The organism is Candidatus Jidaibacter acanthamoeba (assembly GCF_000815465.1).
Classification (GTDB): domain Bacteria; phylum Pseudomonadota; class Alphaproteobacteria; order Rickettsiales; family Midichloriaceae; genus Jidaibacter; species Jidaibacter acanthamoebae.
The window spans coordinates 1-349 of sequence record NZ_JSWE01000222.1 but is presented as its reverse complement, the minus strand read 5'-3'; the positions used below and the strand labels follow the sequence as shown (position 1 = coordinate 349).

Below are 349 nucleotides of genomic sequence, written 5' to 3'. Positions count from 1 at the left end.
AGCATCTTTGGTTTTCCATTTTACCCGTCTGTGATATTGCTCAATTATGTTATTTGTATATGAGTGATTAGCATCTACCGTGATACTTTTTGGTTCATAAGTATTTTTCTTATTGAGCAATTTAGTTAAAAATAATTTAGCTGCTTTGTGATTACGTGTTTTGCTTAGGTAGAAGTCAATAGTATTTTTGTTACTATCAATGGTTCTGTACAAGTATAGCCACTTACCTTTGACCTTGACATAAGTCTCATCTAGGTACCAAGAAGAATTGATAGATTTGAGAAAGTAACAAACTTTCTTTTGTATTTTAGGGCCATAATGCTGTACCCACCTGTATATTGTACTTGGG

The 349-nt window shown here is 32.7% G+C and carries 1 protein-coding gene; it reads right to left on the bottom strand.

Annotation, left to right across the window (positions count from 1 at the left end; genetic code table 11):
• Positions 1 to 273: DDE-type integrase/transposase/recombinase (locus NF27_RS13080; protein WP_275574625.1), on the bottom strand; the 273-nt coding region annotated here is incomplete at its 3' end.
• Between the last annotated feature and the right edge of the window lie 76 nt (positions 274 to 349).